Source organism: Paenibacillus sp. FSL M8-0212 (assembly GCF_038004645.1).
Classification (GTDB): Bacteria; Bacillota; Bacilli; order Paenibacillales; family Paenibacillaceae; genus Paenibacillus.
Genome location: NZ_JBBORP010000002.1, coordinates 1 through 13,087, shown reverse-complemented (window position 1 = coordinate 13,087; position 13,087 = coordinate 1). Strand labels below are relative to the sequence as shown.

Annotated in this window: 13 protein-coding genes; 3 read left to right on the top strand and 10 right to left on the bottom strand. The window is 43.3% G+C overall.

What is annotated here, in order from left to right; all coding sequences use genetic code 11:
- Together MKX68_RS28655 and MKX68_RS28650 are read right to left on the bottom strand one after the other, a co-directional pair.
- A partial coding sequence (locus MKX68_RS28655) for a stalk domain-containing protein (RefSeq protein WP_340915584.1) occupies positions 1 to 239 on the bottom strand: 239 nt, incomplete at its 3' end.
- 14 nt (positions 240 to 253) lie between these two features.
- A complete protein-coding gene (locus MKX68_RS28650) occupies positions 254 to 715 on the bottom strand; it encodes a hypothetical protein (protein ID WP_340915582.1) in 462 nt (153 codons plus the stop codon).
- 163 nt (positions 716 to 878) lie between these two features.
- On the opposite strand from MKX68_RS28650, the gene MKX68_RS28645 reads away from it, so the two are divergent.
- Complete coding sequence (locus MKX68_RS28645) at positions 879 to 1,058, top strand: hypothetical protein (protein ID WP_145153936.1); 180 nt, start codon at positions 879 to 881, stop codon at positions 1,056 to 1,058.
- Here MKX68_RS28645 and MKX68_RS28640 read toward each other — a convergent pair.
- A complete protein-coding gene (locus MKX68_RS28640; protein WP_340915579.1) occupies positions 1,055 to 1,975 on the bottom strand; it encodes a phage integrase N-terminal domain-containing protein in 921 nt (306 codons plus the stop codon). The genes MKX68_RS28645 and MKX68_RS28640 overlap by 4 nt on opposite strands.
- A gap of 592 nt (positions 1,976 to 2,567) precedes the next feature.
- Positions 2,568 to 2,759, bottom strand: a complete 192-nt coding sequence (locus MKX68_RS28635) for a hypothetical protein (RefSeq protein WP_340915577.1) — start codon at positions 2,757 to 2,759, stop codon at positions 2,568 to 2,570.
- Positions 2,760 to 3,348: 589 nt separating this feature from the next.
- Between MKX68_RS28635 and MKX68_RS28630 the strand changes: the two genes are divergently transcribed.
- Together MKX68_RS28630 and MKX68_RS28625 are read left to right on the top strand one after the other, a co-directional pair.
- A complete protein-coding gene (locus MKX68_RS28630; RefSeq protein ID WP_340915575.1) occupies positions 3,349 to 4,188 on the top strand; it encodes a hypothetical protein in 840 nt (279 codons plus the stop codon).
- A complete protein-coding gene (locus MKX68_RS28625; RefSeq protein WP_340915574.1) occupies positions 4,157 to 4,759 on the top strand; it encodes a hypothetical protein in 603 nt (200 codons plus the stop codon). Before MKX68_RS28630 ends, MKX68_RS28625 begins: the two co-directional genes overlap by 32 nt.
- An 8-nt stretch (positions 4,760 to 4,767) precedes the next feature.
- Here MKX68_RS28625 and MKX68_RS28620 read toward each other — a convergent pair whose 3' ends face one another.
- The 6 genes from MKX68_RS28620 to MKX68_RS28595 form a co-directional block, all read right to left on the bottom strand.
- A complete protein-coding gene (locus MKX68_RS28620) occupies positions 4,768 to 4,986 on the bottom strand; it encodes a hypothetical protein (RefSeq protein ID WP_340915572.1) in 219 nt (72 codons plus the stop codon).
- A 270-nt stretch (positions 4,987 to 5,256) separates the two neighbouring features.
- Entirely contained in the window at positions 5,257 to 5,859 is a 603-nt protein-coding gene (locus MKX68_RS28615; RefSeq protein WP_340915569.1) for a recombinase family protein, read from the bottom strand.
- A 127-nt stretch (positions 5,860 to 5,986) separates the two neighbouring features.
- Positions 5,987 to 6,535: a helix-turn-helix domain-containing protein gene (locus tag MKX68_RS28610; RefSeq protein ID WP_340915567.1), complete on the bottom strand. Its 549-nt coding sequence runs from the start codon at positions 6,533 to 6,535 to the stop codon at positions 5,987 to 5,989.
- Positions 6,536 to 7,395: 860 nt separating this feature from the next.
- Positions 7,396 to 7,833 (bottom strand): hypothetical protein, encoded by a 438-nt coding sequence (locus MKX68_RS28605; protein ID WP_340915565.1) that lies wholly within the window; start codon positions 7,831 to 7,833, stop codon positions 7,396 to 7,398.
- 1,242 nt (positions 7,834 to 9,075) lie between these two features.
- A complete protein-coding gene (locus tag MKX68_RS28600; RefSeq protein ID WP_340915564.1) occupies positions 9,076 to 12,162 on the bottom strand; it encodes a DUF5704 domain-containing protein in 3,087 nt (1,028 codons plus the stop codon).
- 231 nt (positions 12,163 to 12,393) lie between these two features.
- On the bottom strand, positions 12,394 to 13,087 hold a 694-nt coding region (locus tag MKX68_RS28595; protein WP_340915562.1), incomplete at its 5' end, for a copper amine oxidase N-terminal domain-containing protein.

Genomic DNA, 13,087 nt, shown 5'->3' with positions numbered 1-13,087 from the left:
ACCTTGGACACTTTGCCAACCTTGGAGTACGTCACCTTTGCGCCCAGGGCTTCTGACACGAACCTGATCGGAACCATCACACTACCTTGGCCATCCTGGAATGGCTTCGCGTCCGGAAACTTCATTTTCACCGTATTCAGTAAAACTTCCACTTGTTTCGCAGGAGCTGCTGAAACCGCAGCTCCCGTAATGCCAAACGCCAAAACCCCTGTCATGATGCTCAGTAATACCTTTTTCATGTTCCCCACTCCTCTTAGTCTAATAAGCCTAAATTTTTAAAATGCTGCATTTCCGTTAAGGACATAAATGATTCATCGTATGTACCTTTTCTTTTATCGTAGGTGTAAACGAAGCCTTGTTCTGCCAGTACAAAGTACACATTTACAAAATTTCCAGTGTCTACAACATTCAAGTTCTTTATCGACTCGTTGAACTGTCGCATTAAGAGCTCAATCTCTTTAACGAGTAGACCGCACGTTTGCTTCCCTAGTAAAGTCAGGTCTGTTTGATGGTTCACCTCCTTATCGAACGTGATAGTTTGTACATCACAACGGTACATCGATGGCACACTGGATATCTGAAGCTCAACGAGATCCTTCAGGTTCGACATCATCTCTTCTTGGGTGTCTCCTGTGGCACTTAAACGCATCTCCGGTACGTACCCCGTAAAATCGTGTTGTCCGTAATTTTGCTCAACCAATACTGTTAATTTCATAGCATTAATCTCTCCATTTCATTGTGTGATGAACACATATTAACACCTTATGGGCACAAAGTAAACATTTTTGAATACATTTTAAACGTTTATGAATGTTGATTGTATTGATTTTGAATGTTCTCGCAGTTATAATTCACCTATAAGAAATGGAGGATGAACGATGAACACGCGAAAATCCACAATGATTGAAGCTCAGATAAAGGACGAACTTAACGAGTTGAAAAAGACTCTTAAACTTAAAAATGATACAGACACCATCGCTTTTCTCATGTCCATTTATAAAGAATCGAAAGACGTTCCCAAAACTTCTGTCGAACTCTTGATTAAGTTACAAGCCTAATCCGGACTATATATTCGGATTACGTCTACTCTCTCATGGCCAACCTCACGGCTTACGATTAATGCCGCATTGTCACGGCTATATCCCTTTGCAAGCTCCTGCCCCATCCGATCCTGCACGTACCCATACCTGAGCCCATGAAACGTCAGACTTCTGGAACTCCCATCCCTGCGATCTGTCCTCTGTTGCATACCAGTTTCCGTAAGCACCTTATCCCGATGATGCTCCAAAAACTTCTGCATCCGGTTAACGACCTGATGCGTCTTCTCACCCGGACGGATAAACAACCGTTCTCCCCGGCTCGTTACAGACATCCGACGTTCCAGTACAAGCCTTCCAGCGGCGCTTAGAGGCACTTCACGGTGCTTCCCGTTCTTTGCTTCCCCTTTGACCTGATAAACGCCTGTACGAAGCGCATACTCGGCCTGAGAACGGCTTACGGCTGCTGCTTCGGTGATTCTGAGACCCATCGTCCGACTCAGCTGCATACAATCGGCCACATTGCTGTTACCAAGCTCTTTTGCAACCTGCATCATGCCGTCATACTCCGATGTTGTCCAGGCACGATCCCCATTGACCTGATGTGTGGTCCCGATCGTTAACCCGTAATCCTCCTGCAGCTTCTGGTTGTTTGCCAGATCATACCTTGGCCGTTGAACCTGATCGTGCATATATCGCAAGGCAGAGAGGTCACCCTTGATCGTCTTTGCGCCGATCCCCTGCTTCAAACGTTCCTCAATGAATGCTGCGACGTGCTTATCGTGAATGTTTCGCACGTTCTGCATCTTAAAACGATCCAGACAGAATCTCGCGAACATTAAACAACTGTCCTTGTACCGATCCCTGGTTGCGTAGCTACCTTGTCTGGTGTGCCTGAAAATCTTCTCGATCTGTACTTCAACCGTTGACTTGCCCACCTTTAACCCCTTCCTTTCCTTCAGACCTGTGAAGACCGAAGGATTAAAAATCCTGAGCGTCTGAACAGGTTCACGCGCGAATGCGCGTCAGCATCCTTTCTCCTGAAGACAGACTTCACCCAGGTGCACAAGTGTTTCGTTCTCGTCGCATTCTCGCTACGCGAGGATGCACAAAAACGTCTTTAACCCTTGTGGCTCTAAGCGAGTAGACAGATTGCCCAGGCGCTTTCTCTCTGCCATCTTTCAAAGCAGATGGCAGAGAGAAAGCGCCCCGAGCATTCCTGTTACGCTCGTTCGTATGCTACATATGTAGTTCGAGCTATGAGTAATTTTAGTGGAGTCATTCCCTTACAGGGCGATGCTTCGCATCGACTCCCGGCGATCCAACATACTGCTTGCCGCTCCGCGGCCGATCCTCCGGATCGAATCACCTTCGTGCCGATTGAGTACAAAAACCACGTCCGGCGAAACGTGATTCCGTTCTTAACTTTTGCAGTCAGTCCAGCAGTTGCAAGCAACTTTGGGGTTAAGAATTACTGACCTTCCGCTACCATCTTCAATCTACAAAGCCGGCACAAATGCCGGCATTTCCTTACTTCACCAACTTAAGAACAGGACGATTATTCACTTGCCCGTCCCGGTGTTCCTGGATCGTTTTTCTAATGTTCTTTTTGACATGAGATGAAACGATCCACTTCATCTCACTTTCCCTTCGAATCATTCCTTCCAGCAGAATAGAATAGCGTTTAAAGTTCTCCGAATCTTCCTGGAACTCTGATCGCATCTTCCTAATTTTTTCAATCTCCTTCTTCATCTCATGTAGCTGCACTCTGATTTCCTTTACTACCTCCATTGAATCCATTTCATTTCGCCTCCACTAATTTAATTTTCTGTATAAAAAAAGCTGATACATCAGGCAAAATGCCTGTCGTATCAGCTCCTAAGCGCAACAAAAAAACCTCATTATGAGCAGCACAAACTAAAATGCCAACTCTAACCGGCTTCCATTTACAAACTATTTATTACCTCACTCGTTTATCCATGCAGGACAAAGAAAATAAAAAGATGTCTATTAACCAATGTTTGCCCAAATACTTCAAGAGTCCCAGGCTATTATCTTGGAAGTACTAAACTCCCACATCCCACTTTGCCGATCAAGTCCGCAAAGAAAATTAAATGATATACTTAATATCCACCATTATAATTATCGCCTCATACTTTATCAAGAATTTTATTTTAGATTAAATCAAATATACTTGTATGATTTTCCACCTCCGGGTATTATAAATATATAGAGTGCCAGACAAGCGACAAGTTACGCTGCGGGCACTCTATTTTTATGCCATTCTCTGTCCAAAGGAGGAATTAACCCTATGAATCTGACAAGTAAAGATGATTTCAAGAAGCATTTGATTCAAGTTGCCTCTAATACAAACATCTATCAGCAAATTGAAGGACTTGTAACCCTTACACAATTAGCTCATAAAAATGGATGGAATCAAGAAAAAAATGATACTTTCAAAAACTTAATACAAGTTTTCCTTACATACCTCTATCAATCAGCGAATCAGTTCTATCGCTTTGATTCTCTTATCGATAAAAGCAAAACTAAGATCCTTTGGTCGCCTTATGGAGAGCCCAAATTACCTGAACACCTCATATGTGTTATAGGATTGTTCTGGGAGCTTATAATGAAATACGATCCTATGCGTGGTGTATATTTCGTCCACTATCTGCAAAAACATTTTGATTGGTACTTTAAGAAGTTATCTCGTACTCGACTAAGAAAAAAGAAGTACAGAGATCAGCCTCACGAAGACTATGGACTTGTAAGTTATGAAGAAATAACAGAGCAAAGGGACGAAACGGGAAATTATTCATACGGGGCAACAAAGATAGGAGATTTGAATTATGACGATAATTTTGACCTTGTTACATTGGATTGGTCACTAAAGGAGCCAAAAGAATTCGTCGACGACTATGATCTGTTTATAGCGACTTCCAGTTTCACGGAAAAGCAAACAGAAGTGTTCGTTTTAGAATTGGAAGGATACCTACAAGAGCAAATTGCAGGTGAAGTTAGAAAGTCAGGTCTCCAAATTTCGCAACAAGGAGTCAGTGAGAGACTTTCAGGAGTGAAGAGGAAAATAGAAAAAATACAAATCAAAAGGGGAATCACTTATGAACAAGAAAAATCCAGTAATCCCGCTTAAAAGAGGACAAGTATATTTCCAGGATATTATCGAGCTTGAAGAAGGACAACTTAGTAAAATTGCAACGAAATCTGTTACACGTACCCAAAAAGAGTGGCTTCACAAGGATACAAATGGCTTAAAAGTTGTTTTGACACCAGCACAGAAACAAGCGGTACTAGATTTCAAAAATCAAGTTGTTGAGGATGTAACCGCAGAAGAGTTAATCAAAGAAGACTACATCCGCTTCCCTCCTCATGCCGTTAAACGTCTTAATTATAGACTTCATAATCAACACCCAGACGACATTCCGACTCCAGAAGAATTAATTCGGCTGGCACAAGCTGTTATTGATTCGGCGGAAGTAAAGGATGCTCAGTGGAAAGGAAGAGGTAACCTTTCATACAAGTTTCTTTCAACCTATGATGGGAAAGCTATTGAGATGTCCTTAGTATTTACAGATGCTGTTCTTGTCATCACTATTGTCGTTCCAAGAGAAGGCCCCTCTAAAAAAGAGTTTGGGTTCAACCTTGGTGAAATGGTATCACATCGTCGCTATGAACAACGCAAAAGCAGCCCATTTCGAAAATAGGCTGCTTTTTAATACGGAGAATGGTAATCGTTATAATCAAACGTCTTAATATCATTATGTCTCATATATTCGTAAATGGAGCCTAAATTAGCCTGCACACTTGAACGAACAGTGTATTCTAATCCTGTTACGGTTATATCCTCTTTGACATGGGGAACATTCGTGATGCAAAACTCTCCTCTGAGCTTTACGTCCTTTGGAACTTCAATAAATTCCCGTTTCTTCATGCCTTTTTTCCTCTCAAGGAGTGGGTGCATAAACTCACGACCCTTCTTGTTACTAGTTTATTCAGAAATTCTGTAGAGTATACCCTCAAATTACCCGTTTCCTAACGCCGAATTCAGCTATCAGCTTAATGATTAATTAAACTTATCACAGTAAAAATTAACTTGTCAATATTGCCGACACTAGGACTTTCCACCCAAAAAGCGAGTTTGATGCTTCTCCTTTATACAATATACGTAAACAAACTGTGGCTGTTTACAACTGATTTGGAATTATTTTTTCTCAAACTCCACAACACGTCTATAGAAAGTGGACTTAGTTAGTCCCGCTTGTTTCCACGCTCCGGTCGCTGTAATATTTCCTCTCTTCCATTCTTCATAGGCCTCCACAAACGTATCATTGATTTCCTGTCGTGGGCGACCAAACGTTACGCCCCCTGCTCTCGCAATCTGGATTCCCTCGGCTTGACGCTGATGATTTTTCTTTCTTTCCTGCTCAGCGACATAAGCAAGCATACTTAAAAATTGATCTTCAAGAAGCTTTCCTATGTCACCCATATTTTTGAACTTTCTTGAATCAAACAAGACCTCATTATCTAAACAAACAATATCAGCATGGAGCTCTCTTGTGATATGTTTCCATTCTGAAATAACCCCATCATAATCACGGCCTAACCTGTCCAATGCGTCCAGATAGACCACGTCCCCTTCTCGGATCAATAATTTCATTGCCTGGTATTTGGGACGTTCAAAATTCTTGCCACTGGCTTTGTCTACAAATATGTACCTATCCTCAATTTCTAATTCGCGAAATTTGACCAGTTGCCGCTCCGGATCCTGATCTTTGCTGGAAACTCGCCCATAAGCCATTTTCATTAATGATCCACTCCTAGACTCAAAATAACCACACCATTTTTGAAACGTCTCAAAATAAATTTTACCATATTTAGAGACGCAAAAACAGAACCATTTACTCCAGTCTCAAAAAGCATGCTTTTTGAGACTAGAAAAGGTCTTTTACCATTTCATACTCTTCTATCCGCCTTAATAGCTCTCGTTCTTCAACATTTTTAACTTCTATACCTTCGTTATAGGCTGTTATCATATTGGCTAACTTATTTCCATAAACAGTACTTAAAAATTCATTGTGATACGGCAATAAAAAAGTGAATGTAGCTTGCTTAAAGCCAGGTTGTACGCGAAGAATCATTTTATTATCTTTTAATTCCTTCAACCAGTTATGTACTGTTCTCGTATTCGTTTCAAAGTGTTGCGCCATTGTCTCAACAGAAATTAATGTATATCCTGCCTGGTTATCAGAATTAGCACCTAAGAACAAATACAATTTAATTGCATTACCTGAAACATCTTTTGAAATTGCGGAGAAATCAGGCGTGAATACAGGGAAAAATCCCTTTCTTGAATTCTTAGTCCAGTCGCGCCAATTCCTATGTATCTGCATAAAATTCGATATATCAGCCATATACTTAGAATGACTTTGCCAAAATTGCTTATTCTTCTTTGTATGAGCTTGATCAGAATTATCTCCCATAATTTACCACAACCTCTTTTCTCTGTATCTGTACTATAATCATACATGTGAACACATGATCTTTTCAACCAAAAGGATGTATTATTTTTTCAACCTTTCTTAGTAAAATAAATGCAAAATTACGTTGGTGGCATAGACCTTTTGTGTAGTGTTAAGTAGTCTTTTGTTGTGTTTGGGTTACAATATGATATAATTATTCATAGATATTAAGACAAAGGAACACATATAGATAGGATGAAGAAAACATACATTCCTATTTTGTGTAGAATTCCACGTTGATAAAAAAGAGCAAAAAAAAGCCCTCGTTATTGGTAGTAACGAAGGCGTGAATAAGGACTGTTGGGAATATGCCACAGTGCGATCCAATAATTCAGTTGGTAGCTAAATTATTGGGAAAACTTGTCCCTAAAAATAACTCTCAGTATTTTGCTGAGAGTTATTTTTTTTAATAAAATCCTTGATTTTCTTCCGATCCATCTAAGCACTCTTGGAGCCCTACGAATGGCAAAAAAGAAACTCACGAAAAATGTAAAAATTCGGCATATATTCCAAACAACAATCAATGTACTTTCAATGGACATCTGACCACGCTCCTAATAAAAAATAAGCACGTGGCAGAACCCCAAAGTCGTATTCACAAGAGCCATAATCTCTATAAATCTATTATAACAGAAAAGGCAACTCAATCAACATATGGACCAGTTGCCGACTATAATTCATATAGATAGTATGTCTTATATTTGCATCCTATTCCATTGATTGTTCAGGGGTTTGAAAAAATTATTGGCTTCAAAAAAAAAATTTCAGTTGGCTAAATTTTCTTCAAAATATATCTTATTTTAACTTCCGAAGTATAAGGATTAGAATATACCCAGGAATTTTTTCCGCTTCCCATGCGTTTCTACTCTGGAAGAAATATCGTCCAGCTTCTGATCTGTCCGATCCTGGGCTTTCCGAATCTCGTCCAACACCTGGGTTACCTGCGTGTTAATCCCTGCCGACGCCGACGCAACCTCTATTCGGACTCGCTCATCTACAATCTGATCAATCTTCCCTGAAAGCATGGCCACCGCTGATATCAAATCATCTACCTTAGCGTTAAGCATAGCGATCTCTGGCTTGCTATCTGACGTAGCGACTAGTGCTACAGAATCGCTATTGTTAGTGCGCGAATAGCTTGATACCGTAGCTTCTACTGCGCTATCGTACTCAGCTCCGCGAGTTAGAAGATCAATAAGAGCTTTAAATGCAATAATATCGTGATCTGTAAAGGCTCGATGCTCTTTTTCGTCCTTCATAAATACGTAGCCAGCACTTTCTAGACTTCTCGCATACTTATTGACCGTAGAGCGACCAATTTTCAACGTTGTAGCCAGCTGAACCGTGCTGTAAACAAAATTTAAGGGTTTTACGTCCACTGTTATCACCTCGCTATTTAAATTCGCGAAAATCCGCGAAATCCCTTGTTGTATCTAGTTATTTCGTGCTATCTAAGTGCCACGTCGCTTCGCTCCGTTCCGTACATCTCACCTCGCCGTGTGGAAAACGAAAATCACGTTTACCACAAGCCTCGGTTCGATGCACGGCTGCGTGAACAACTTGAATCGTCGCTTAACGAGCCCCTTTTATACGTATTTAACGTGAAACTGATGAAAGGAAACCTCGCTGATGCGAGCTCGTCCTCACTACGTGAGAACGAAATGTAAAACATATCTCCCCACACCCACCCCTGCATTCCGTGCCCAATGGTGCATCTGGGCACAGCCCCCTTATACAGGGTACTGTAAAACCGTCATCAAACGCGCCTAGGTCGTGCTTTATCGCGTATAGTCTGTACTAACTTTGACGGCCAGCCTGGGCAATAGCCCACACGGACGGGTCTTGGGGTCGTTGGAGTCACAACTCCCCATCTAGGAAAGATGCAGGGGCATCTACGTAATATACGCTGTCTCACCATCTAACGGCACTTGTCACCCTCAGATACGCCTGCAGTACGTTTTCCTGCTGCTCTCTTCGAGGGGATGGGGACGACTTACCCCATAAGCTTTTAACGTCGTTTTGGGTGGCATTGAGCGCCCAATATTGATTTTTGGCAATAAGAAATCAGGCCTTCGACCTTCTTTTTTTCAAAAAAGTTCGAAAGCTTACAGCTTAGATATGCGTTTTTTATGTATGATCACGCACCGGTATAAGCCAGTTACGATGGATCCAAGAAACCAAAAAAGCCTTGATCCTCCCGCGAACGGAGATCAAGGCTACTTTTCCAAAATTTTATTGAAATCACGACTATTCTCATGTTGCCCACGTATGGTCAAGCATGATACAATGTCCGTAATTCAAGTCATTGTTGTTTAAGTGTCCTGTTTCTTCCCGATTCTTGGTCGGTTGAGACAGCTACTCCGGACGCCAATCCGGTTTAGCCGCTTGAAACGATGGCTTGTAATTATTTTTCACTACTATACCATAACTGCTAGATTGATAGATAGGCGTTTTGAAAAATTTAGGGAACCGGCATACTGCCGGTTCCCTTTTGTTTTGCCTTAATGCGGCGCCTGGGCGCTGAAATCGTCTCTACTGGACTTATCTGCATTGTAGAAGACTACGTCTCCATCCTTTACATGATAAACATTTAGATACGAATCCAGGATGTTTGGCCGATACCCTTCCATTCTCCATTGATTCATCAGTGGTGCATGGATGTACTGCAAATGTGGTTCCTGCAGGTTTCCGTTCTGGATCGACTCAATATCGAAGTTAACTACGATATAGCCGTCTTTCAGGAAGATCGGTGATTTGTCAGTCAGGCCACCATTCACACGGCCATACTCGGCCAGGTTCGTTCCTTTGGCCACCGTATACACATCGGCTGGGATACTGTATTCACCAAACCATTGCTGGATCGATGCGTTCGCACGTTCCGTAGTGACAGACGCGTTCGTCGGGATCTCCTTCGGCCCGATCAAGGTCTTGAGCTGTTCCGGAAGGATCAGCAGACCGTACCCGCCGACAGGCGTTTTGAGCTTGGTGAACTTGAGTACGTAATTTCGCATGAACTTTTCCCGATCGACACCCAGCTTCTCGGCTGCCGTTAAGTGCTGATCGTACTTCCAGTATCCGGAGTTCTTCATAGCGCCCAGGCTCACGTTCCGGAGTCGTTCCTGCAGGATAACGTACCGTTCCACTTTGTCTTCCGGAGAACCGATCCGGACGAACGGCTGCTCGTTGGTCTTGTAGTACAAATCCACGGGAACCGGTGTGCCGCCTTCCTTACTAACGTAAGAGAAGGTCGGCTTGATTCGGATCCCGTCCTTCAGGCTGAACATGTTGCCCTTCGTTTTGAAATCAAACTTGAAGTGATAGCCTTGCTTTACGGCCACGTTCTGCATACCCGTTAGATAGTTACTACCTGGACGGATCGGCAACGTTAGCTTACTGCCATTACTGCCAATGTCTCGAGGATTGCCATCAATGTCTGCTTGGCCAACCCAGTAGCTTGCGCCACTCGGATCGCGGCTGCCGGCATAAGTCCGGAAGACACGTTCCCAGTTATAGTCCACGATGTCGGTGATATGGAAATCATACAGACGGCCAATGACCTGGACCGAAACCTCATCTACTGCTGCGTGGTTCGCGAGATCCAGATTCGCATCCGATTGCCAGTCGTATCCGGACGGTGCGTTCTCCGCTATATTCCGGAAGTACACCTGGTAGTTCCCTTCGTCTACCCAGACTGGAAGCTGGAACGTAGTGTCCAGTTGGTCCACCGGGATGTCGATCCAGTTGTCTTTCGGGATGAACTGCGACTTGGTCGCGTTATAGACATCAAACGGGAAGCGAACTTGCTTCGTCCGGAAATACTTCGCATAGTCCCGATTGCCGTATCCCGGATACTGCGCCACGTCCAGGTGCTGGCCTGACGTTGGTATCCGAACCGTGAACGGCCGATCCAGGATCAGAGCCGAACGGCTCATGTCCGGTTTGGTTTTCTGGTTATGCGGCTGATCGTCCGACACGGCAGAATAGTTCACGACTGGCGTATGCACGGTGACGGTGTTAATGCCGAGGATCTCGTATTCAAGTTCTTCCTCTTCGGCATCGATGCTACCATCGGCCACGACATAATGAATCTGGCCAGTGCTGACCTCATCCTTCTTATTGGTCTTTTCAGTCGGGATGTAGTTGTACGGGCTGTACAACACGTCCTTCCCAATCTGCACCGGCGCCGGGATCTGTCCCGGCTGCGGCCCCTCCTTCGCAGTACGCTGCTTGTTCATTACGGTCTGACCCTTGAACACCAGGGAATCGTTCTCGACCTGTACATCCGGAACAGCAGCTTCAGCTACACTCTGCAGATTCTCACGATCAGGAGACGGCCTTGTGGTTCCTCCTGGTTTAGTACGCGCAGGCCCCTGCTGCGTGCCAGGCTGCGCTGCTGGATATTTATCGCCTGTTGTTTCTGCCTTGAACTCAGGCGGCGTGTATCCGGTTGGCGTGATGGTGATCTCGCTTCCGGAAAATGCGTAATTCTGGAGCACCGCATCCTGGATGTTGTACACGCTCAGTTCATCTATCGTCCAGTATGCATATGGCCGAACCACTGTGTATTCGCTTGGTACGACTTCGGTATCTGTACGGTCAATATAATTCGTTGTTGGATTTCCTTCAGCATCTGTCCCAGGAACAGGCTCGGACCAGTTCAATGTCCATGTTTGTTCTACTTTCACGATGTATTCACATGTGCCGGTCATTTGTACGAATTTGTTCTGGAACAAATAATCTCGGCTGAAGACATTCCCATATAAGCTTTCTGATGTTGGAATCCCCTTTAGAACGTCGAAATGCTCGTTTCCGCGCTGATCTGCTTTAATCATGCCTGTCACACCCGGATCCATGTACTTACCCTCCAGCGTACGTCCTGGCTGTGGTGCGGTACACACGTTCTTACCTGGCGGTGGTGGGTCGCCTTTAGGCTTGTAGTAGAAGTACACATAATAGACCGGGTACTGGCCGTTATATATGAACTGTCCAGGATCTCCGGATTTTCGAGATAGACTCGAAGGATCTCCCTGCATACTCTTCTTGTGACCCTCATATGTGTATTTCTCACCAGGAGCAGTATGGGTGAAGTTGTATGGCTTATCCTTCTCCAGCTTCACTTTTTTGTCCGTGAATCCGTCTACACCGTCCAGACTTTGACCGGTTGTGGTCCAGTGTTTGACAATTGCTTGTCCTTCAGTGGGTTCTAGTTCAATGGTAAACAGGGTAGGGAAGAAGTAGCGATAACCTTCAACTTTGGCTGCAAAAGTTTTCCCGTTACGTTCCTCCTCTTCTCGTCTATCGACTGGTTTCACAGCGTCAAGATATCCATTTTGGACAATAACGTCCATGTTTACTGAGCTGCTTCCTACACCATTCACAGTACTCTTTTTTAATGTGTACTCTTTCGTTGATGTTGCCAGCATGTAGTACCGTTTATTGTTAGCCGCTAATTCCCCGGTTCTGGATGTATTAAATGTTTCATCTGCATATTTCCAATTAAAATCATAAGCTTCTGCACTCAAACTTTTGACTTTTCGATTTGAAGAAAAGCTGAATTCATAAGGACCACCGTCTACTTCAGTCCACATTTTTGGACTTTTCCCTCTCGTCCAAGCTCCAGAAGAATCGCTCCATACCTCAAAGTAGACCATCCCAACAAAATAATAGATATTAGGTTTTTCAGGATCTTGAAAAAGTCTCGAACTTCCAATAGCTTCAGCTTTCCCCGGACTAAATGTAAAAATTGTGAGAACTGACGACAAAATAAGTACTAAGCTAAGTAAAGAGTAGATCGTTTTTTTTATCATTGATCTTTCTCCCTACTTAAATGGATTTACAAGTGCAACGCCATAGTCCTGTAAGTCACCATCTTGAATCATAATGTAGTCAGCTTGATTTATATTAAATTTAGTCCAGTCGAAATTCTGAACGTAATCTCCGTTTTGGAACTTATCCAATCTACTTAGCACGGGATAATAGCCAGTTCCTGTTTTGTCACCATTATTCACAAACATGCTATCTACATGATTCCTACCTCTAGCAAAATCGCCTTTTACAAGTAAATCGATGGGTGTTCCACGCTGAGAGCTCCGAATAGAAATAAAATTGTCGCCATCCTTTTTAACTAAATCAATACTGTAGATTATCTGTCCATTTTGTAACTTAATCGGCAGATCACTTTCATTGATTACCTTAATACCCGAGTAGCTTTGACTCTTTATTGTCTTGAAGACATAGTCTGATTTCGCATAAGTTTTAAAATCACTCAACTGCTTCTGCTTGAACTGCTTGTCATCTGTACTACGGAAGTCTTTGTTCCCGATCCAGACCCAGCGACCAATCTTGTCCCATTCCACCTTCTGGCCAAGTCCTTCACTGACCAGGCGAAGCGGAACGAATGTCCGGTTCTGCTTCAAGATAATTTGCGTACCATAGTCTTTCTTCTGACCATCGACCAGGGCTGTCGTTTGGCCAATCGTCATGTCCACCTTATGGTCTTTGCTGACGATCCCA

Bases quoted from the DNA above. Each gene is read 5' to 3' on its own strand.
- MKX68_RS28650 (WP_340915582.1), bottom strand. From the start codon at position 715: ATGAAATTAACAGTATTGGTTGAGCAAAATTACGGACAACACGATTTT.
- MKX68_RS28645 (WP_145153936.1), top strand. From the start codon at position 879: ATGAACACGCGAAAATCCACAATGATTGAAGCTCAGATAAAGGACGAA.
- MKX68_RS28600 (WP_340915564.1), bottom strand. From the start codon at position 12,162: ATGTGGACTGAAGTAGACGGTGGTCCTTATGAATTCAGCTTTTCTTCA.
- MKX68_RS28605 (WP_340915565.1), bottom strand. From the start codon at position 7,833: ATGAAGGACGAAAAAGAGCATCGAGCCTTTACAGATCACGATATTATT.
- MKX68_RS28635 (WP_340915577.1), bottom strand. From the start codon at position 2,759: ATGCGATCAGAGTTCCAGGAAGATTCGGAGAACTTTAAACGCTATTCT.
- MKX68_RS28620 (WP_340915572.1), bottom strand. From the start codon at position 4,986: ATGAAGAAACGGGAATTTATTGAAGTTCCAAAGGACGTAAAGCTCAGA.
- MKX68_RS28625 (WP_340915574.1), top strand. From the start codon at position 4,157: ATGAACAAGAAAAATCCAGTAATCCCGCTTAAAAGAGGACAAGTATAT.
- MKX68_RS28615 (WP_340915569.1), bottom strand. From the start codon at position 5,859: ATGAAAATGGCTTATGGGCGAGTTTCCAGCAAAGATCAGGATCCGGAG.
- MKX68_RS28630 (WP_340915575.1), top strand. From the start codon at position 3,349: ATGAATCTGACAAGTAAAGATGATTTCAAGAAGCATTTGATTCAAGTT.
- MKX68_RS28610 (WP_340915567.1), bottom strand. From the start codon at position 6,535: ATGGGAGATAATTCTGATCAAGCTCATACAAAGAAGAATAAGCAATTT.